Here is an 18,964-nt window from a genome sequence, read left to right as displayed (position 1 = left end):
GAGGTCGTGGCTCGAGTGCTTGGTCAGATTGTCCTTACGCTGGTAAGCTTTGCCACCTAAGACAAGAGGGCAAAGCCAGCGGATTTCATGTTGGCGGCTTCCGAGCGCGAGCCGAGGGAGGTGCTGCGCGACCGTACTATCTTCACAATAAGCCCGGAAATCCGTGCTGAATACCTTGCCCGACTCGATGCACCGACGCAGCCCCATGAGCGTTTAGCACGCATCAGGTCAACTAAAGCTGATTATCGGGACATATTTGCAGCTGCCGATTTTCCTGACTCTAGATTCCAATCCCATCAAACGCCAGGCTGGACCTCTCCCCACAATTCAACAGCATCGCGGGCTCGCTCAGTATCCGAGACTTCAAGGCGGCGCGCATTCGATCCGGCATGCAGAAGGCCGCCCAAATGATGAGCGGCCGGTGATTGACGTTCAACGACGTTCGAGATACTGGGCGCCGCCACGCTCACCCTGACGAGGTGGCAAAGGGGAGGCCCGGTCAGCACGAGGGACCGGGCCTCTGCCTTCAGCCAAAAATAATGGTGGCACCGGGAACTTTCGTAACGCCGCGACGTATGACACTTGGGTCGCACGACGAAGGTTAGTTCAGATCACCAGCCTTCACAGCAGTCGGGCGGCCCGTCCTAACTGCCCGAACTCGCCCGCTTCGGCGGGCTCCTTTTTCCCCTCGCATGTGAGGGTTAGACCTCCCGCCGGCACCGTGTTTTTCTGCTGGGACCAGGGGACAATCCATGAATCGGTTCCACACTGCAGCTCGACAGCGCGCATCGCTGCTACTTTTCATCCGCGCGAACGGCGCCGTTCACACGGTGAGGGACAGTTACGATTTCAGGGATTTGATCACCGACGAGGCGCAAGCGGTGATTGACAGACAAGGGGGCGGTCGGGGCTACGGACCGCTACGTTTGGCTACTGCAATGAGAGACTAATGTTCGGGAAAGTCGAATGCGTTATCAGTGCAGATCGATTATTCCCGATGGCGGTTACGTCCATTAGCGAACGCGTCTCTTTACGAGGCGGATCATGGCCAACTCCGAGTTTATTCAGATGATCAAGGCTGAAGCCGAGCGCAGCTGTAAGGCAGACACCTCATTAAAAACTTTAGTATTTACGAAAATAAAAAAATATTTTGCGCAAAACAATGGTACGGTACCATTGTAGAATAAATTTTTTACACGAGGCAAGATCATGCAGCAGTTTTTTCCCGGGCTGACAGGACGGCAAATCACAATCTTCTTGATCGAAACATCGGTGCTTACAGCTGCGCTAATCGGCATCCTTGTGGTGACGATCCCTATGATTTGACCGAGCCTTCGATGAAAATTAAATTCCCTCTTCATGACCAAGCCAGTGGATCATATGCCAGATCAAGAATTAGACCGGCTCCTCGTTGACCGGATCTGGGCTTTGGGCGCCAGGGCAGTGCAAGACGATCAGATTTCTGCGCTCGCCGATGCCACCCTCAGCACCCCTACCTTGGAAGAATACCAGAATAGCCGCGGTCAGCGGATGGCGGATTTGATCAAGGTCATCAAACTCGGGATCTCGCAACTCCGCTAACGCCAGTGCTGATCGTGGTGGCTTTAGCGATCAGCCGAGTTCGTTCGCCAATATTGCGGAACATGGTGCCCAATCCGTCTTGAGCGTCTTGACCGCCAGTTCACACCCTTAAAACAAAAGAGGAGGTCTTTCAGATGAACGACCGAAGCCAGATGGCTTTCTCGCCAATCAAGCAGATGAAAAATCATCGTTCCCAAAAGAAAAATCTAAAGTTCGCGGAAAACAGGGTCGACAAAGTAACTCGCCAGCTCGTCAGTCAGACGGCGATTGTCGAGGCGTATCGGGTCAACTGTTTCCTAGCGGAACCGGATAACGCGCTCCTCGCGAGGATTTATGACAGGAGACGTCGCGCTATGGATTACCTGTTGCGCGTTAAGGCTTGTCGCTAGGGAGCTCATCGGATCTACCTCCATGGCGCTGGAGCTGGGGATTTCCCTCGCTATTGGTTTGAATGTGTGCGCGGGGTGCCTTTTCGGGAGACATCATGTCGAAATCAATTCGAACACTGCTGTTTGCGCTGGTCGCCGCCCAGCCGATCAGCGCGCGTGCCGAACCGCTCGAAACCTTTCAACTCAAAGACCGCATCGATGTGGCCGGTCAGGCATTGGGGACCAGTCGCTTCTACAAGGTCACCACAAGCGCATCGAGGACAGTGCTGTTTTCGGAATAATCGACCCCTCCTGTCACTAACGCTCCAGAAGGGAGCAGTCAGAGACATCCAGCCCCATCCGGGAACGGTACCGATCGAATTTTCGGATGAAGCTTCGGTCGGTGACGTTTATATTTTCTCTTTTTCTCAGACTCGTTCCGCCTGGCAAGCGAGCAGACCGTGCGCGTATTCGTTCTCGCTCCAATGATGACGAGACAGATGCCGGAAATCATTTGACGATTGCGTCACGCCAACCCTGGCGGGAGCAATACCGTTCTGCAGCACGGATTGCAGTCTTTTTATCCGGGAAAGGCCCATCCAGATAGTGCGGCTTGCCCCGAAAGACCACCGCTACTCCTCGTGAGACCTGATCCCACACTATCACCATGTCTGCTTCATATGCCATTGCGACATCATTTGCGGGAGGGCGCCCGGTGTGCGGTGGTCTGCGCCGGTATTGAAAATATAGGGCCCGATGACCGGAAATCATGGCCTGCAAAAAATAAGCACGGGGAACGCGGGCAGGCGCTGACATGGCGCTGCCTCTCCGACCAAGGAGAGGCTCCTTGGTAGGCGGCATTTGATAATGGGCAGAGTTATACATATGGCTTTTTGTGGGGCGGGCCCGCACACTTTTCGAGAGAGACGAGATTGATCCTCCTTGAATTCACTTGCTATGATCCACGATTGAGCGCAGGTTGAAGTTCTCGGTAGTCATTTAGTGGGCGCTGCCGATTGAGGCCTATGCGCTTCGCCCTCACCGAAAGGAGGACTGACATGTCTTCCACTATTGATACGACTAATCTGAAAGCCAAAGACCTCAAAATGCTCGACGGCGTTCTCGCGGCCTGCGGCTATACAGGCACTATCTCGGGGAACCCGAAGGGTGAACTCAATGTTGCCGCCAAGCTTATAATCAGGCTCTTCCGTCAAGGCCTGCGGCAGCCGGCTCAACTTGCTGACGCTCTCTACCGGAACTTCAATAGGCCGGGTATGCAGCCGAACGTTATAAGTTTCCCTGGCCGGCATCGAGAAGCGGTGCAAGGCATAACACCGAAGAGTCGCGTTCACTGATCACGCCCTCTAGAGCGGCGGTGGTCTGGTAGCTTTGCCCCGGCTAAAGCTACCGAAGGCGATCGGCTTGTGCTCAACCACATGATGATGGGCGATGGTCTCAGCTCAGAAGCTGAGATCTGTCGACCAATTTGGTTGCCGTGTCCTTAAGAACGTCAACGGTGCTCAGGGGTGCCTTTCCGACAATGGCAGCATTCGCCAAAAGTGCCGCAATCTTCGCCGCGGCCGTGGCGTCGCCAGGGACAGGATAAACCCGCGCTGGATCACGCAGTTGATCTATCAGCTCTTTTATGTCGGTGACCATGTACGCGGGAACTCGGGAGTCCCGCGGATGTTCCCAAGCATATGTTGTCATATTGCCAATTTCGTCTTTTTGGACTGCGGCAGGTGCGGCATGAGCCAGTGGTCGATGTACCCGGGTTGCGAATGGATGCCTTCTTGGCTGATTCCCCCGATGGAATTTGCGTCCGCCTACCACGCCGTTATGTGTAAGGGGTGTTCTCAGACCACTGATTCGGTTTCTGGCTTATGGACGTAGGCCCAAGGCAACAGGTCGTCGAGCTGGCTGTTCATCTTCATGATGATCGTCGTCATCATCGAGCTTCATCGATGCTGGAAATCAGCGGTATGGCAGTATAGGCAGGTGCTGCCTGCGCCAGCGGTGGCAGGCCAGCCCATCCTGCCCATCTTTCTCGCCAGCCCCACGAAGCAGAAAACATGGGGTGAGCGGTTGTCGCGGCGATAATTGAGCGACAGCACTGTTCCCGGATGCTGCCAATATAGTCGCTATATCCGACGCCCGGCCTGTGGGTATGTGAGACCGAGTGCGGGACGAGACAGATTACGACTCAGACGGAAACAAGACTGATGGCCGTCAGATAGTCCTGTACCATGATCTGCGATGTCGGATGAAGCCGTCCATCCTGCAGACGTCCAGCACGAAAAAGGCAAAACTCGGCTCAGGCCGCCTGGAGAACAGGATGAAGGTCTCGGCCTCGAGATCCGGCAACCGCAAGTCGCGCTCGCGGAATGTGTCGGGCACTGCCAGTATCAGGGGTTCCTTGACCAGGATTTCGAACTTCAGTTCGTCGTCCTCGACACGCGGTTTGGCGATCGCTATGTCGATTCGCGCCGGATCAGGGCGCTTTCAGCTCGGCATTGTTCATCGAAGCGGGCTCGATATTGGGATGGCGGCGCGAAACCCCTGATGATGTTCGGCAGCAGCCCATAGGTCGCCTTGCGACGAACGCGATCCGAAGTCTTCCGGCGACGCCTTGCCCGATGCGCATCACTTCGCGTTCGGTCTGGTCGACGCGCTCGAGATTTCTCGGGCGCGCTCGAGCAGCAATTGGCAACCCACCGCTCCAACATCATTGGTGCCGGCTCCGCGTTCACCAGGAGCGATTGGAAGTAATCGCGGTGTTACCCTTGAGAGCGGAGCCGACCCGTGAAATATGAGCGAGATTCGGCTACTTGGACAAGTCGCCAATCAGGCTTGACCCCACCGCCCACTCATCAATCAGCACCGCGCCATTCTCGCGAGCTTCTTTGCGCGACGAAAGCCAATTGGCCTGCTGCCGGTTTTTCGGACACCGAGTTAGGCTAATCCCACCTTGTTTTCAAATTCCATGGGGCTGAGATAGCCCAGTGTCGAATGCCGACGCTTCGGATTGTAGAAGCGCTCGATGTAATCGAACACGTCCGCCTTTGCATCGTTTCTGGTTCTGTAGACCTTGCGAGCTGTCCTTTCGATACGGCTTCCTCACGGTTTAGTTTTCACAGACAAGACGAGGGTTTCATGGACCGTCAAGCCGCCAAAGAAGTACGCCGCGCCCCACTGTCAACGCCAAGTGGTCTTCCGGCTGATGCTATAAAAGATATCTCGGGGGCACTGACTTGCTTCTGGCCGATGTCTTTGCGCTTTATATCAAGACAAAGAACTTCCATTGGCACATGTCAGGACCGCACTTTCGTAACTATCATCATCTGCTTGATGAGCAGAGCGAAGAGTTGTTTGCTATGACTGACGCAGTAGCTGAACGGGCTCGCAAAGCGGGCGGAACGACCCTGCGCTCGGTAGGGCAAATTGCTCGACTGCAACGTCTTGTAGACAATGATGTGGAGTATGTTACGCCCGATGACATGCTCTCCGAGATGCGTGAAGATAACGCGCAACTTGTCTAATTTCTAAGGCAGTTACATGAGCTAACATCCGCGTATTCCGATTGCGCGACGACAAGCATGGTCGAAAATTGGATTGATGAGGCCGAGCGGCGGGTTTGGCTCCTCTTTGAGGCAACGCGTAAGCGGTGAGGCCAATTCTGGCGGCCGGATGATGAGGACAGACAATGACAGGCACGTCCGTTAGCGTGGGTGATATTCGATCAGCCGCTCCAGCACGGCTGATAGAGATGGCGGGAATCAATTCGATCGTGTTGCATTGGTATGACCTCACCTGCCCGTTCTGCTACCTTGGGCAGGCCCGAACGAATCTCTTGCAGGATCGGGGCATGACGGTCGTGGAGCTACCTTTCCAGGCGCATCCTGATATTCCCAAGGAGGGCGTCCACATCGGAGAGCGGATCGGCCTCATGTACGAGAGAATAGAAAGCGACGCCAAAACTCTTGGCATGCCGCTGCACTGGCCACCACGCCTACCGAATTCTCGCGTCGCGCTTTCCGCGGCCGAATGGGTCCGTCGCAACAAGATCTCCTCTTTCGCGTCCGTGCAGGAGCGCCTGTTTCGCGCTCATTTCGCTGATGGGCTGGATATCGGTGATCCAGGCATCGTGTTACAATGCATCAGTGAAGTGGTCGACGATGTGGACCGATTGCGTCAGAGCCTCCTCAGCGGGGAGGCAGGTGCCTGGCTCACTGAAAGCGAGCGCATGGGTCACCAAATCGGTGTGACTGCAACACCAACCTGGATAATCGCGGGCCGGGCAATACGGGGATTTGTCGCTCAAGATGATTTTGAAGCGCTGGTTCGCATCGCCAAAGGAGGGCAGGACCCTTCATCCCTTCAAGGAGAAGTGAATAATGCTTGACGAGATGACCGATCAGATGACCCGCGCTCCAGGCTTTGTTGCAGCGCTGGATCAAAGCGGAGGATCCACTCCGGAGGCGCTGCGCTTGTACGGCATTCCAGACAGCGCATACAGTAGCGAAACGGAAATGTTCAATCTCATCCACGAGATGAGACTGCGGATAATCACCTCCCCCGCCTTTTTCGGCAACAAGATCATAGCTGCCATACTGTTCGAAAAAACGATGGACAGTGACGTGGAAGGGGAATCGATCCCTTCTTACCTCTGGCGAGGCCGTCATGTTGTGCCCCTTCTCAAGGTCGATAGCGGGCGCGAGCACGAGCACGATGGTGTTCAAATGATGAAGCCCATGCCAGAACTTGACTCATTGCTTAAGCGTGCAGCCAGAAAAGGCATCTTCGGCACAAAAATGCGTTCGGTCGTGAGATTGCCATCTCGGAGCGGAATTGCTGCCGTCGTTGCACAGCAGTTCGACGTTGCCAAACACATTGCGAGTTATGGCCTAACGCCTATCATCGAGCCAGAGGTTCTAATTTCCAGCCCCGATAAAGAAGGCGCTGAAGCAATTTTGCGCGACGAGATCATTAAAGGCCTCGAATCTTTACCTGCTAACCTGAAGGTGATGCTTAAACTTACGATTCCGACGGTTCCTGACTTATACAAACCGTTCGTAGAAAGCCCGAATGTAATGCGCGTACTTGCCTTGTCCGGTGGCTATAGCCGCGGCGAAGCCTGTGCAGAACTTCGAAAGAATAAAGGCGTGATCGCAAGCTTTTCCCGGGCGCTTGTCGAAGACCTTCGTGTTCACATGACGGATGCACAGATGAATGATCATTTGGCTCGCAGCGCTGATGAAATCTTCCAAGCGAGCGTCAAAAAGCAGTGACCGCAAAGATGTGCGCCGCGGGGTCTCTAGCCGTCAACTGCACAAGCAGCATCATGTTCCTCGCATCATCGCGTCGACAAGCTTCATATCATCCTTATGCCTGGAAGCCTTATTTATCAGTCAACTGGTTTCCGGGATAAAGGTGTCGCAGTGCTCGCGGATCTTGCGCGCCGGCGCGGCGTGTCTTGTCTGCATCGCATGATCATGGCCTCGATCGGCTCGGCCAACTGGTTGGGCATAACGCACCGACCTTCGAGACCGGTCCGTCAGGGCCCTCCAGGCCGTCGTCCTTAATAGCGATTGAAAATCCAGTAGCCGGTCTTGCGCGAGATCCCGAACGACCGGCACCCCCCGAAGTCTCTCTCCACGGCATCAACACCTCCCGCAAAAGGCAAAAAGTGTCACCCATGTCTCCGGTAGAAATCGTCACCTTTCTCTCAGGACCGGCATTTCGGTGCCGCCGGAGCTTGTCTTGAAGCAACACAAGGTCAACATGGCTCGCACCTAGCCTTCCTAGAGCTCGACATGGTTGTTACTGTCCGGATTACGAAGGTCGCCGTCGTTCCGATAGACCGTTAATTCGAGCGTTCGAGGGGGCGTCCAAAATGGATAATCTACTCGTTCACATTTCTGATTTCCTCCTTACGATCGTCGCAGGCGTTAGTTATCGGGAGGAAAAAATCCATGTCAGACGGGAAACTAGCAATTCTAACCGGTGCGTCGGGCGAAGTCGGTCGTGCTACTGCGCGCCGATTTGCTGAAAGTGGTTGGTCTCTTCTGTTGTGCGATCGGGCTCCGCAGGTTGTTGACGTCGCGGAGGAGCTGTCTTCCGGCTCTGGACGGACCAGCATCGGAATGCAGATAGATCTCGAGCGTGACGTGGAGATCGATCGGGTGATCGAGCGGGCGGCGCAGACAGGCATTCCTCTGCGCTTCCTCGGATTGATTGCGGCAGTCAACCATCCGGCCGTCAGCATCGCAAACATCGACATGTCCCTCTGGGACAAGGTGCAAAACATCAATCTTCGGGCGAACGTGAAGTTCATCAGCGCAGCCGTTCCTTTGATGCGAGCGGCGGGCAATGCATCGATCGTCAACGTTGGCAGCTACTGGGGCCGCGAAGGGCATGCCTTCTTCAGCCCCTACTGCGCCTCCAAGGCGGCGCTGATTTCGCTGACGCAAAGCGTTGCCATCGAACTCGCCCCTGAAATCCGGGTGAATTGCGTTGCGCCTGGCAATATTGATACGCCCATGCATTACAATGCTCTAGCCGTCGAGGCGGAGAAGCGTGGCATTTCGGCAGAGGCGATGCGCGAGATCGAGTGGGCCAAGATACCGCTCGGCCGTCCGGCGGCAACGACGGAGATCGCCGCGGCGATCCATTTCCTGTCGACAGATGATGCTAGCTATTTCATCGGGGCCACCCTCGACGTAAACGGCGGATGCCGGCTGACCTGATCGGGAGCAGTTGCTGCGCGTTCGCTCGGTGGCGGCGCGCTTAGTCCACGGCGGAGGTATCGCCTTGCGCCTCAGCCTGGCTCGTTCGCGGCGATGCGGCGGGCGCCGGGCCCGTACTGCCTCTCAAGACGGGATGCGGCGTGAGCAGAATGCGCTTGCTGGGCTGCGATAGGTTCTTGATCAGGCTCATCAATAGATCAGCGCTCTCGAAGCCGAGGTCGCGGCCCGCGGTATGAAGGCTCGTGAGTGGAGGCGAAAGCAGGTTCATGAAGGGGAGATCGTTGACGCCGGTCAGGGATATCTCGCCCGGGCAAGCCACTCCGGCCGATTTCAATGCAACAAGACAGCCTACTGCCAGAAGGTCGTTGAATGCCATTACCGCGGTGCTGGACAGACCGGTGGCCAGCATCTGTTTCATGATACGTTCGCCCTCCGGCACGTCATAGGCGCGCGCCTCGACAACGTCGAACCGGCAACCGGCTGCTTTTGCAAGCCGGCCGGCAGCCTGAAAGCCTTCAAGCCGGTTTTGGGCCGTCGACGCAGCAAGCGGCGGGGTGACATAGGTGATGTCCTTGTGGCCGAGATCAAGAATATGCTCGACCATCGCCTTGACGCCGGCGGCGTCATCCATGCAGACAGAGGAGATGCGCGTGTCGCGGGGATCGCGAAGAACCGCCACGGTCGGAATACCGAGCTTGAGGCACATCTCAACGGCGGAGTCATTGAGTTCGAAGCTGGCGACAACCAGGCCGGCGACGAACTGGCTGCTCATCCTGTCGATGATGGAACGCAGCTTTGCCCCGCTATAATCGGAGTTGGCAACGAAGGTAATATAGCCTTCCGTGGCGACGCGCTCTTCGACTGCGGCAATGATCGGCGAGAACAGAGGGTCGCTGAGATTCGGAACTATCAGGCCGATCGTTCCCGTACGCTGGGTCCGCAGGCTGGAGGCGAGCGTGTTGCGCTTGTAGCCAAGTTCCTCGGCAACCTTCTCGATCTTGCGGACGACCTTGCTGGATATGCGGTGTGTCGCGCCAGGACTGAGCGCACGCGAGGCGGTCGAAACATGCACGCCAGCACCCTTGGCCACGTCAACGATTGTTGCGCGGGCTCGCTTGCCGTCTGGGCGTTTCGGGGTGTCGTTCATCGCTTCCAATTCGGAACAGTGTGTTTTACCTGGGCGGAAAATATTCGACCAAACCTTTGCGCACAAGATGCCTTGTCGTTCCTTCAGGTCGTGCTCCACTGCGAAAGCCGCAATTTATAGGCGCATTAATGCCTGGAAACTTCCTGTGCCGGCATCAGAAATAGCCTGAAACATGAACAAAATTGGCCTTCGAACCGAGGTATACACGCAGAGAAATCCCGAAAAAGGCCAAACGATTTCTCTTTTATCATTCGAGCAAACACCTGTAATTATTTATGTAAATGGAGACATCTCGGAACTCTTCAAGTTCCGTAGAGAATTTTGAGCAAACGTTTGTTCTTGACTTTGCTTGCGTTAACCTCTAACCGTGTCCCCCGATGGAGCGGCGCCTGATGGCGTCGAAGAGTGGAGAGGAGGCGTCATGTCCTGGGTGTCGCAGAGCGATTTGAATATTGCCTTTGTCGGTGCAGGCGCTCAGGGTGCTGCGATCGGTGCGGATTTCGTCAAGGCCGGACGGCACGTTACGTTCATCGAGCAGTGGCCGGACCACGTCGACGCCATGAACGCCGATGGCCTAAAGGTGAACTTTCCATCGCGCAGTATTCATGCAAACGTTTGCGCCAAACATCTCTGCCAAGTTGCAGAGATCCGTGAGCGCTTCGATCTGATTTTCGTCGTCGTCAAGGCATACGACACGTCCTGGACATGTCAGTTGATCGAGCCGGTCCTGGCGCCCGATGGGCTTGTCGTCGGCGTACAGAACGGCATGACGCAACATGCAATCGCGTCCGTCGTCGGCGCCGAGCGCACCGTCGGCGCCGTGTTCGACATGGCGTCCAACATGTTCGAGCCCGGCATTTCCAACCGTCAGAACGATCACGATACATCCTGGTTTGCCGTTGGCGCACTCCACCCTGCCAATCGTGAACGCGTCGAGACGATTGCTGAACTGCTGCGTGCCAGCGGCAGGGTGGAGATGTCGGATGAAATCCGGTCTGCCAAGTGGATGAAGCTGATCGTCAATGCGGCGCAACTCGTTCCTTCCGCAATCCTGGGTCTTCCCTTTGCCGAGGCCGTCAAGGTCGATGGGATGGCTGAAGTCATGCGGGCAGCCGGCTACGAGGCGATGCGCGCCGCGCAGGCGGATGGCGCAAGCATCGTGCCGATCCTGGGAATGCCTCCGACGACGACAAACGATCCAGAGCGATATGTCGACGAAATTTTCGACGAGGTTTGCAAGACCTTCATGATGCCTGACACGCTGACCACCGTCCTTCAGGACTGGCGCAAGGGGCGCCGCGGCGAGGTGCTGGATATCAACGGGCATGTTGTGAAGACGCTGGAGGCGGCTGGCCAGAGCGCACCGGTGAACCGACGGGTCGTCGAGCTCGCGCGGTCGATCGAACGCGGGATGCTTGCTGCACAGCCGTCGAACAGCGCGCTGTTTGCTGCTTGACGCGAGGCGAGGGCGGCCCGTCACGGGCAACGGATTTTGTAAGAAAGCGCAAGCTGCGCCACTGAAAAGGAGAAGTCTATGAGTTGGGATGATGCGCGCGGACCCAGGATCGCGTTTGTTGGCACCGGAGCGCAAGGTGCGTCCATCGGCGCAGATTTTGCGCTTGCCGGTCTGGATGTCACCTTTATCGAGCAGTGGCCTGATCACGTCAATGCGATCCGCGAGAACGGCATCACCGTCAATCTGCCGACGCGCACGATCAACGTGAAGGTGCCGGCCCTGCATGTCTGCCAGGTCGCCGAGATCAAGGAGCCGTTTGACGTCGTCTTCCTCGTCGTCAAAGCCTATGACACGAAATGGGCGTGCCAGCTGATCGAACCCTGCCTTGCCCAGGATGGCCTTGTCATTGGCCTCCAAAACGGCATGACGCACGAGGATATTGCTGCCGTGGTCGGGCGCGAGCGCACGATCGGTGCGGTCATCGAGATCGCCTCCAACATGTTCACGCCCGGCATCACGAACCGGCAGAACGACCACGACGAATCCTGGTTTGCTCTCGGCGCACTCGACCCGAAGACGCAGGAGCGCGTCGAAGACGTCGCCAATCTTCTCAGAAATTCCGGCACCGTCGAGGTGATGGAGGATATTCGTTCCGCCAAGTGGATGAAGCTCGTGGTGAATGCCGCCGAACTCGTCCCGTCGGCAATCATCAACCTGCCGCTGAACGACGCGGCGCGCGCGCCCGGCATGCTCGAAGTTATGCGTGCCGCCGGCTATGAGGCAATGCAGGCGGCACTCGCCGACGGCGCAAAGATCATTCCAATCATCGGCATGCCGTCGGTCACGAGCAATCATCCGGAGCGATATGTAGACCAAATCTTCGAGGAGGTCCTCAAGACCTTCTCCCGAGAAGATACTCTGACCACCTCACTGCAGGACTGGCGCAAGGGACGACGCGCCGAAGTGCAGGAGGTCAACGGCATCGTCGTCGATATCCTTCGCGCTCATGGCAAGGATGCTCCCGTGAACCAGCGGGTGATCGAACTTGCCTACGATATCGAGGCGGGCCGCCTTGAGGCGCGGCCGGAAAACTCTGCTTTGCTAATCGAGACATACAAGGCCGTTACGGATCTCCGTTAACGCTGTCGCAGCGGACGATGCATCGATTTAACTTGAGGAGGAAAATGGCATGAAATCGCGTTTGAAATTTGGGGCCATCGCACGGTGGCTTGTCACTTCCGTCGCAGTCTGCGCAAGCATTTCGCTTCCGGCCGTGCAAGCAAATGCCGATGAGGCTAAAGGCGGAAAGCTGATCGTCGGCATCGACGAGACCGCTTCGGAATACTGGTCCGAGTACTTGCAAGGCGTAAAGGATATCGGTGCCTCGCTCGGCAAGGAGCCCGTCGTGCTGACCAGCAATTACCAGGGCGACCAGCTTTTGGCTCAGCTTGGCGCGACCTATTCGGCCGGCTGCAATCAGTGCGCGCTTGCCACCGATCCGTCGTCCAACGCGTTCGTCAAGGCAGTGGTGAACCGCTCGGCCAAGTCCAAGGTGCATGTGGTGACGATCTGGAACCGGCCCGAGGACATTCACCCCTGGGACACGGATTCAAAATACTGGGTTGCTCACACATCCTTCGACGGCGTGATGTCTGGCTACTATCAGGTCATGGCGCTCTGCAAGGCGCTGAACGGCAAGGGCAAGATCGCCGCCATCCAGGGTGTTCCGTCGACACCGCCCGCTTTCCAGCGCATCGCCGGCCTGAAGAAGGGCCTCAAGGAATGCCCCGGCCTCGAGCTGGTCGATACGCAGGTCGGTGACTGGCAGGAAACGAAGGCCCAGAATATCACGCGTACCTGGATCGCCCGCTATGGTGACCAGCTGCAGGGTATCTTCGCATCCAATGACGCGATGGGCCGAGGCGCTGTCGCGGCGCTGAAGGAAAAGGGCCTCAACGGAAAGGTCCTGGTCACCGGTTCCGACGGTTCAAACATCGGCCTGGAGATGGTCAAGAGCGGTGACATGCTTGCGACGGTCTGGAATGATCCGGTTTTGCAGGGCGCGGTGTCCATGTCGCTCGCCTATGCGGCCGCTATCGGCGACATCGATCCCGAGAAACTGACGCATGCCCAACGCGACTTCTACATCAAGCAGGATGTCGTCACCAAGGACAACGTCGACAAATACCTCGAGCTCAAGAAGAGCGCACCGAAATATACCTACGAAGAAATCAAGAAGGACTTCTGGAAGGATTCTGCAGGTCAGATTCCGGAAGGTGCAAACGAGAACAAGTAATCGGAAGGAGGGGTCGATGGAGGCCGCTACCAGTATGAACTCCAAAACGGTCGGTCACTCGCCCACGCTGATTGGCGATATCAGGAGCAACCTGCCATGGACGCAGTTTGCAGGTCCCATCGCAGCGCTGATCCTGTTGTCCGTGGGCTTCCAGCTGGTCAGCGGGAGCTTCTTCACCATCGACAACCTCAAATCCGTGATCGAGGCAGCGGCGGTCCCAGCCATTCTCGCCGCTGCCATCAGTTTCGTCGTCATCATGGGATCCATCGATTTGTCACTGGAAGGAAACATTGCGACGACGAGCATGATCGTTGCTCTGCTCGTCGCCAACAGCGTCAACGGCAACGACTATGGCGTTGCGGGATTGCTGGTGGCGCTTGCCGTCGGCCTCGGCTTCGGGTTGTTCAACGCGGTGCTTAACGCGGTCTTGAAAATGCCCTCGCTGATCGTGACGCTCGGCACCTGGTTCGTCGGGCTAGGCATCGCTGCCATGCTCTTCCCAGAGCGCGTTCCGCAGATCAATGATCCCCTCATCCTCAATCTCGCACGCGTCCGGGTCTTCGACCTGAGCCTCGTCGTCTATGTCGCTCTCGTGGTCATCCTCGCCAGCCAGCTCGTCCTGAATTACACGCGGCTGGGCCGGATGATCTACGCCGTCGGCGGCGAGGAGGGTTTGCTCGTCGCGTCGGGGCTGCGGGTTCGTTGGGTCAAGATCGCAGCATTTTCGATTTGTGGTCTGCTGGCGGGAATGGGCGGCGTGCTGTTGTCGGCCCAGCTCAGCACCGGCAATGCCAATATCGCGAGCGGTCTGCTGTTTCCGGCGATCAGTGCCGCGGTTCTCGGCGGCACCGTATTGACGGGCGGGCGGGGTGGCGCGGTCCAGTCCGCCCTGGGCGCCCTCATTCTCGAAGTGTTGAACAACGGGCTGATCCAGGTCGGTGCCGGTCCCTATACCCGTCACATCATCAGCGGCGCGGTGATCGTTGTCGCGGTCGCTGCCGGCGGCTGGCATCGACGCAGCCAACTCAGGGTGGTGAAATGACCTGCTCGCTTGTTCTCAAAGGTGTGCGCAAGACCTACGGCAGCGTCGTCGCGCTCGAAGGGATAGATCTCGAAATTCCCGCAGGCCAAGTCCTCGGACTGATCGGCCAAAATGGCTCCGGCAAATCGACCTTGCTGAAGCTTCTGGCGGGACTGGCGGCGCCTGACGAAGGGCAGATCATCCTCGACGGGAAGTCGATCACGCTCGATTCTGCCGCGACGGCGGCCAGCTATGGTATCGGCATGGTTCATCAGGAGCAGTCGCTGATCCCGAACCTGACGGTGGCGGAGAATATCTTCCTTGACAAGCCGCATCCCTCCAAGAAAGGCGGGGTCTATCGCTGGGCCGCCCTGAATGCGGCGGCGGCGGAGCAGCTTCGCAAGATCTCGGTGGAGCTGCCGACGCGGGCGCTGGTCGAGGACCTTCGCTTCGCCGAACGCCAGCAGGTCGAGCTCGCAAAGGTTCTGGCGATCGAGGAACTCGTCGATCGCCCGCCGATCATTCTGTTCGATGAACCGACCTCGGTCTTGACGCCCGAGGAGATCAAGCTGCTTTTCAAGCAGATCAACCGACTGCGCGGCAGCGCGACAATCGTTTTCGTCTCGCACCGGCTCGAAGAAGTCCTTGAGATCAGCGACCGGATCGTCGTCATGACGGATGGTCGCAAGGTGGCCGAACGAGACAGCAATGCTGTCGATCGCGCCGAACTCTATGAGCTGATGGTCGGCCGCCAGCGGGCTCCGAATGTGGAAGCGGACCGGACGTCTGTCAGGGCGGAGGGCAAGCCGCTTCTCGTGGTCGAGCGGCTCGGCGGTGGACAGCATTTCCGGAACGTGAATTTCGAGGTTCGCCGAGGCGAAATTCTCGGGATAGCCGGGGTGCTTGGCTCGGGCGCCGAGGAGGTCTGCCGGGCGGTCTTCGGTGCCGAGCGCATTGATACCGGTAGGATCGCGATCGAAGGCAAGGCGGTGATCCCTGGAAGTCCGCGGAACGCGGTGCGCGAGGGTATCGGATATCTGCCGGCCGATCGTCGGGCCGAGGGCATGCTTCCCAGCCGGTCGCTTTTCGAAAATGCCGTCCTCACATTCGGCCCCGACTACGGCTGGCGCTCGCTGATCCTGCGGCGAAGCAGCGAGCGGCCGGCCGCGCTGGATTGGATGAGGCGCCTGAAGGTCAAGATGCAGACGCCTCACGCGCCGATATCGAGCCTCAGCGGAGGCAACCAGCAGAAGACGGTTCTGGCAAAATGGCTGCTAGCGAAGCATTTGAAGGTCCTGTTTCTCGACCATCCGAGCCGGGGGCTCGATCCGGGTGCACGCGACGATCTCTTCGCGGTGATCAGGGAGCAGGCGGAGAAGGGGCTCTCGATCGTCTTTGTCGGCGACACGATCTCGGAGCTTCTGGAGCTTTCCGACCGCATCCTGGTGATGCGGGATGGTGAGATCACCGCCCATTTCGACCTCGCCTCCGGTGCGATACCGAAGGAAGAGGAAGTCGTCGCGGCCATGGTCTGACGCAGCAGGCCGCCGTGCAGTTTGAAACTTTGCATAAGGGAACAACGCTCATGGACATTACGCTGGACAGCCGGCTGATCTCGGCTCTGGGGCAACCGTCGGGCATACTCAGATCGCTCGGTCCACTCGGCGTTCTGGTCGCACTCGTCGCGGTCAGTGCGGTCATCGCACCCGGGGTTATCGAAGTGGATTCGCTCTTGAGCTTTCTTTCCGATGCGGCGCCTATCATCGCGCTGGTGATCGGCGGAACGCTGCCGATCCTGACGGGCAGTATCGACCTGTCGGTTGCCGGCGTCGCTTCCCTGACCGGCGTCCTTGTGGTCGTCCTCAACCCGATCTTCGGTCCCTGGACGTCCGCCGTCGTGGTCCTGATCGCTATGGCCTTCGGCGCCATTCAGGGTTTCGTGCATTCCTGGCTTCAGCTGCCGTCCTTTATCGTCACGCTCGGAACCTTGAGCATGCTTTCCGGTCTGGCATTGCTTCTTTCGAATGCGACCGCGGAGCCGATTCCCGACAACGATAGCTTCGTGACCTTCCTGTCGAACAGCACGGCCGCAATTCCGAATACGATCATCGCACTCACCGTCGTCGTCGCCGTGCTTGGTTTCCTAATGCGGTACCTGCGTCTCGGGCGCGATATCTACGCGCTCGGCACCGGTGAGAGGGCGGCCATCATGTCGGCGGTGAATGTCGTTGCCATACGCACGATCATCTTCGCCGTATCGGCCGGATGCGCGGCGCTGGCGGGTCTGTTCCTGATCTCCATCACTGCCTTCAGCTCGCCGACACTCGCCGGTAACCTGCTGCTGCTGTCGATCGTCGGCGTGGTGCTGGGCGGAACGGCGATATCCGGCGGCGTCGGTGGCCTGTTTCCCGCTGTTGTGGGCGGTTTGATCACGTCATGGCTGCGCATTGTCACCGTCATCATCGGAGTGCAGCCGACGGCGCAGAATATTGTTTTCGGCCTGACGGCATTGATCGCTGTCGCGCTGACCACCGACCGGAGCAAACTTGGCATTATCAAATAGTGGCTTTAGCTCGTCGTCGAGAGTTCAGGTGGCGGTTCGCCCGGACCGCCGCTTTGCTTCGCGCTAGATTACGCTTCGTCTGGCACAGCTTCTTTGCGTCGATTTGAGGCTGGTTTCGATCTGGGCAGAGGCATGCTCAAGAGCGAGCCTTGGCGGCTTGTTGCCAAGCAGTGCGTCATGGATCTCTTCGCCCAGAACTTTCTCGATTGTCGTATATTGGGGGATCTTGGGGCGCTGCCAGGTATGGAGAAGGTTCTTCTTTGCCAACTGGTCGACGAAGCGCACGATCGGCGAACTCGCGGCCGCTTCCGGATCGGCGCTTACCGAAAATCGCGGAGCGACCGGGAAGCCGTTCTTGACATGGGCCTTCATCGCTTCCCTCGATGCCATCCAAGCGATCGCGTCGGCAGCGAGCTCGACGCGGTCCTCGGGAAGATTGGTGGGTATGCAGAAGAGGAAGCCGCCGATCGGCGAGGCGCGTGTGCCGCCGGGGCCGGATGGTTGCGGCAGATACTCGACCCGGCGCTTGACGACCGACTGGACGTCGTACTCGAAGCGCGCGGCGCGCATGGTCCAGAAGTAGCCAAGGCTCGCCCGGCCTTTCAGAAATACTTCTAGCGTCCGATCCCAGGCCATTTCGAGGATTTTCGGCGGCGAGATTTCCATAAGCCTGCGCATATATTCGAGCGCCGCAAAGCCGGCGTCGGACAAGATGGTGCAGCTCAACTCCTCGAGGTTTGCTCCATCGAGAGTGAAGCCCGATCGGGTCTTGCGCAGTGATATCGCGGGATGGCCGCACGCACCCATGAAGAAGAGGAAGCTCGAGGCGATCGGCATGCCACGCGCCCCGTCCCAGACAGCTCCGAACATGCCCTCGTCAGGGTCGTGGAATTTCCGCCCGGCGCTGATAACGTCGTCGAAGGTCTTGGGGAAGGAGAGGCCTGTGTCGGCAAACAAGTCCTTGCGCGCCGCAAGAAGTTCGACCGTGCAATAGCCCGGCACGCCGTAGTCCTTGCCTTCCCAAGTCGCGGCTGACCAAATCGACGGGTGGAAGTCGAGCGGGTTGATGCCGGTCTTCTGGACATACTGGTCGATGGGCCGTATCACGCCGCTTTCGGCGAACTCGCCAAGCCAGGGCATGTTGATCGCGATGACGTCGTAGTCGGAGAGCGGTTTGGCACCATTCTCGCGCGCCCGGCGATAGAGCTCGGGAAGCGGCAGCAGATCGAAATTCTTGCGCGATGCGAGATTGTTGCGAAAGTCGGCCCACATGTTGCGCATCGCCGAAAAGTAGTTGTCGTCATTCAAGAGGAAGCGCAGCTCGATCTGCGATTCTGCGCGTTTCTGGACGAGACGCATAGGCGGGATTATCTGCGAACCAAGCGGCGTCCCGCCGAAATAATACTCGTCCTCTTCCTCGCCGGCACGCAGCCCGAGCGTCTGGGCGAGAAGGGATTTTGTCTTTCTCGCGTAGACCTCGAACGAGCGGAGAAGTTGGTCGCTCGGCTGCAACGCGAAGCTCTTGCCGGTCGTACCCTTCGCGACCTTGTTGATGGACCCGCCGTCGATGAGCCTGTTAATCAGCCGCATCGACGTTGCATAAGGAAGACCGGATTCCTGGCCCAATGTCGAGATCGAGACAGGCTGGCTGAGAATATGGGATTTGATCAGGAAGGTGACGATGAGCCATATCGCATCATCGTCGGCCGCTTCCACAACCTCTCGAAAGGGCCGACGCGTCTTCTCGATGAAATCGATGACGCGCAACATCTCATATTCGTTCACG

The 18,964-nt window shown here is 57.9% G+C and carries 16 protein-coding genes and 3 pseudogenes; 16 read left to right on the top strand and 3 right to left on the bottom strand.

The window, feature by feature from the left end; all coding sequences use genetic code 11:
• Positions 1-81: 81 nt before the first annotated feature.
• The 6 genes and pseudogenes from EV281_RS31970 to EV281_RS31965 all read left to right on the top strand — a co-directional run.
• A pseudogene (locus EV281_RS31970) lies at positions 82-252 on the top strand (DUF1778 domain-containing protein); the annotation flags it as partial.
• Positions 253-1,359: 1,107 nt separating this feature from the next.
• Positions 1,360-1,581, top strand: a complete 222-nt coding sequence (locus EV281_RS30665; RefSeq protein WP_132658605.1) for a hypothetical protein — start codon at positions 1,360-1,362, stop codon at positions 1,579-1,581.
• 134 nt (positions 1,582-1,715) lie between these two features.
• A complete protein-coding gene (locus EV281_RS30660) occupies positions 1,716-1,970 on the top strand; it encodes a hypothetical protein (RefSeq protein ID WP_132658604.1) in 255 nt (84 codons plus the stop codon).
• Positions 1,971-2,065: 95 nt separating this feature from the next.
• Entirely contained in the window at positions 2,066-2,251 is a 186-nt protein-coding gene (locus EV281_RS30655) for a hypothetical protein (RefSeq protein WP_132658603.1), read from the top strand.
• Positions 2,252-3,007: 756 nt separating this feature from the next.
• Positions 3,008-3,304: a hypothetical protein gene (locus EV281_RS30650; RefSeq protein WP_132658602.1), complete on the top strand. Its 297-nt coding sequence runs from the start codon at positions 3,008-3,010 to the stop codon at positions 3,302-3,304.
• A 901-nt stretch (positions 3,305-4,205) separates the two neighbouring features.
• A complete protein-coding gene (locus EV281_RS31965; RefSeq protein ID WP_245508417.1) occupies positions 4,206-4,535 on the top strand; it encodes a hypothetical protein in 330 nt (109 codons plus the stop codon).
• A 366-nt stretch (positions 4,536-4,901) separates the two neighbouring features.
• Here the strand turns inward: EV281_RS31965 and EV281_RS30640 are convergent.
• A pseudogene (locus EV281_RS30640) lies at positions 4,902-5,054 on the bottom strand (IS3 family transposase); the annotation flags it as partial.
• A 48-nt stretch (positions 5,055-5,102) separates the two neighbouring features.
• Here EV281_RS30640 and EV281_RS30635 point away from each other — a divergent pair.
• From EV281_RS30635 to EV281_RS30615, 4 genes and pseudogenes are all read left to right on the top strand, one after another.
• Positions 5,103-5,617: pseudogene (locus tag EV281_RS30635) on the top strand (DNA starvation/stationary phase protection protein).
• A gap of 35 nt (positions 5,618-5,652) precedes the next feature.
• Positions 5,653-6,351, top strand: a complete 699-nt coding sequence (locus EV281_RS30630) for a DsbA family protein (protein WP_132658601.1) — start codon at positions 5,653-5,655, stop codon at positions 6,349-6,351.
• Positions 6,344-7,237, top strand: coding sequence for a fructose bisphosphate aldolase (locus tag EV281_RS30625; protein WP_132658600.1), 894 nt, complete (start codon positions 6,344-6,346; stop codon positions 7,235-7,237). Before EV281_RS30630 ends, EV281_RS30625 begins: the two co-directional genes overlap by 8 nt.
• Before the next feature lie 684 nt (positions 7,238-7,921).
• Positions 7,922-8,695 carry an SDR family oxidoreductase gene (locus tag EV281_RS30615; protein WP_132658599.1) on the top strand — a complete coding sequence of 258 codons (774 nt, stop codon included), beginning with the start codon at positions 7,922-7,924 and terminating at the stop codon, positions 8,693-8,695.
• 40 nt (positions 8,696-8,735) lie between these two features.
• Here the strand turns inward: EV281_RS30615 and EV281_RS30610 are convergent, their stop codons facing one another.
• Positions 8,736-9,842, bottom strand: a complete 1,107-nt coding sequence (locus EV281_RS30610; RefSeq protein ID WP_132658598.1) for a LacI family DNA-binding transcriptional regulator — start codon at positions 9,840-9,842, stop codon at positions 8,736-8,738.
• Between the two features lie 421 nt (positions 9,843-10,263).
• On the opposite strand from EV281_RS30610, the gene EV281_RS30605 reads away from it, so the two are divergent.
• The 6 genes from EV281_RS30605 (at position 10,264) to EV281_RS30580 (ending at position 17,178) form a co-directional block, all read left to right on the top strand.
• Positions 10,264-11,298 carry a 2-dehydropantoate 2-reductase N-terminal domain-containing protein gene (locus EV281_RS30605; RefSeq protein ID WP_132658597.1) on the top strand — a complete coding sequence of 345 codons (1,035 nt, stop codon included), beginning with the start codon at positions 10,264-10,266 and terminating at the stop codon, positions 11,296-11,298.
• Between the two features lie 78 nt (positions 11,299-11,376).
• Entirely contained in the window at positions 11,377-12,438 is a 1,062-nt protein-coding gene (locus EV281_RS30600; RefSeq protein ID WP_132658596.1) for a 2-dehydropantoate 2-reductase, read from the top strand.
• A gap of 49 nt (positions 12,439-12,487) precedes the next feature.
• Positions 12,488-13,594, top strand: coding sequence for a sugar ABC transporter substrate-binding protein (locus EV281_RS30595; RefSeq protein WP_132658595.1), 1,107 nt, complete (start codon positions 12,488-12,490; stop codon positions 13,592-13,594).
• Positions 13,595-13,628: 34 nt separating this feature from the next.
• The gene (locus tag EV281_RS30590; protein WP_165912018.1) at positions 13,629-14,636 is read left to right on the top strand and encodes an ABC transporter permease; all 1,008 of its coding nucleotides are present in this window, start codon (positions 13,629-13,631) and stop codon (positions 14,634-14,636) included.
• Positions 14,633-16,150 (top strand): sugar ABC transporter ATP-binding protein, encoded by a 1,518-nt coding sequence (locus tag EV281_RS30585; RefSeq protein ID WP_132658593.1) that lies wholly within the window; start codon positions 14,633-14,635, stop codon positions 16,148-16,150. The genes EV281_RS30590 and EV281_RS30585 overlap by 4 nt, the downstream gene beginning before the upstream one ends.
• 50 nt (positions 16,151-16,200) lie before the next feature.
• A complete protein-coding gene (locus tag EV281_RS30580) occupies positions 16,201-17,178 on the top strand; it encodes an ABC transporter permease (protein WP_132658592.1) in 978 nt (325 codons plus the stop codon).
• 63 nt (positions 17,179-17,241) lie between these two features.
• Here EV281_RS30580 and EV281_RS30575 read toward each other — a convergent pair whose 3' ends face one another.
• Positions 17,242-18,963, bottom strand: a complete 1,722-nt coding sequence (locus tag EV281_RS30575; RefSeq protein ID WP_132658591.1) for an extracellular solute-binding protein — start codon at positions 18,961-18,963, stop codon at positions 17,242-17,244.
• Position 18,964: the final 1 nt, after the last annotated feature.

The organism is Rhizobium sp. BK418, assembly GCF_004341105.1.
Lineage (GTDB): Bacteria > Pseudomonadota > Alphaproteobacteria > Rhizobiales > Rhizobiaceae > Rhizobium.
Note: the sequence above shows the minus strand (reverse complement) of the source record. Positions and strands in the feature narration are given on the sequence as shown.

Excerpts from the sequence above, each read along its gene's own strand:
- EV281_RS30590 (WP_165912018.1), top strand. The coding sequence starts at position 13,629 with ATGAACTCCAAAACGGTCGGTCACTCGCCCACGCTGATTGGCGATATC.
- EV281_RS31965 (WP_245508417.1), top strand. The coding sequence starts at position 4,206 with ATGTCGGATGAAGCCGTCCATCCTGCAGACGTCCAGCACGAAAAAGGC.
- EV281_RS30625 (WP_132658600.1), top strand. The coding sequence starts at position 6,344 with ATGCTTGACGAGATGACCGATCAGATGACCCGCGCTCCAGGCTTTGTT.
- EV281_RS30650 (WP_132658602.1), top strand. The coding sequence starts at position 3,008 with ATGTCTTCCACTATTGATACGACTAATCTGAAAGCCAAAGACCTCAAA.
- EV281_RS30585 (WP_132658593.1), top strand. The coding sequence starts at position 14,633 with ATGACCTGCTCGCTTGTTCTCAAAGGTGTGCGCAAGACCTACGGCAGC.
- EV281_RS30630 (WP_132658601.1), top strand. The coding sequence starts at position 5,653 with ATGACAGGCACGTCCGTTAGCGTGGGTGATATTCGATCAGCCGCTCCA.
- EV281_RS30660 (WP_132658604.1), top strand. The coding sequence starts at position 1,716 with ATGAACGACCGAAGCCAGATGGCTTTCTCGCCAATCAAGCAGATGAAA.
- EV281_RS30665 (WP_132658605.1), top strand. The coding sequence starts at position 1,360 with ATGACCAAGCCAGTGGATCATATGCCAGATCAAGAATTAGACCGGCTC.
- EV281_RS30605 (WP_132658597.1), top strand. The coding sequence starts at position 10,264 with ATGTCCTGGGTGTCGCAGAGCGATTTGAATATTGCCTTTGTCGGTGCA.
- EV281_RS30610 (WP_132658598.1), bottom strand. The coding sequence starts at position 9,842 with ATGAACGACACCCCGAAACGCCCAGACGGCAAGCGAGCCCGCGCAACA.
- EV281_RS30580 (WP_132658592.1), top strand. The coding sequence starts at position 16,201 with ATGGACATTACGCTGGACAGCCGGCTGATCTCGGCTCTGGGGCAACCG.
- EV281_RS30600 (WP_132658596.1), top strand. The coding sequence starts at position 11,377 with ATGAGTTGGGATGATGCGCGCGGACCCAGGATCGCGTTTGTTGGCACC.
- EV281_RS30595 (WP_132658595.1), top strand. The coding sequence starts at position 12,488 with ATGAAATCGCGTTTGAAATTTGGGGCCATCGCACGGTGGCTTGTCACT.
- EV281_RS30615 (WP_132658599.1), top strand. The coding sequence starts at position 7,922 with ATGTCAGACGGGAAACTAGCAATTCTAACCGGTGCGTCGGGCGAAGTC.
- EV281_RS30655 (WP_132658603.1), top strand. The coding sequence starts at position 2,066 with ATGTCGAAATCAATTCGAACACTGCTGTTTGCGCTGGTCGCCGCCCAG.